At 49.1% G+C, this 387-nt stretch carries 1 rRNA gene; it reads right to left on the bottom strand.

Going from position 1 to position 387, the window contains the following annotated elements:
* Window positions 1–349: ribosomal RNA gene (locus H8S88_RS09810) — 16S ribosomal RNA — on the bottom strand; the annotation flags it as partial.
* Window positions 350–387: the final 38 nt, after the last annotated feature.

The following is a 387-nucleotide window of genomic DNA, read 5'->3' as shown; positions in this document are numbered from 1 at the left end:
GTAGGAGTCTGGGCCGTGTCTCAGTCCCAGTGTGGCCGATCACCCTCTCAGGTCGGCTATGTATCGTCGCCTTGGTGAGCCGTTACCTCACCAACTAGCTAATACAACGCAGGTCCATCTGGTAGTGATGCAATTGCACCTTTCAAGTAGATGTCATGCAACATCTACTGTTATGCGGTATTAGCTATCGTTTCCAATAGTTATCCCCCGCTACCAGGCAGGTTACCTACGCGTTACTCACCCGTTCGCAACTCATCCAGAAGAGCAAGCTCCTCCTTCAGCGTTCTACTTGCATGTATTAGGCACGCCGCCAGCGTTCATCCTGAGCCAGGATCAAACTCTCATTAAAATAATTGTTTGTCTTAAACTCATTCTGTCACTGACAGA

The sequence above is a fragment of the Streptococcus sp. GS001 genome (genome assembly GCF_021595565.1).
Lineage (GTDB): Bacteria > Bacillota > Bacilli > Lactobacillales > Streptococcaceae > Streptococcus > Streptococcus xiaochunlingii.
The sequence above is the reverse complement of the archived record's forward strand: the minus strand, read 5'-3'. Positions and strand labels throughout refer to the sequence as shown.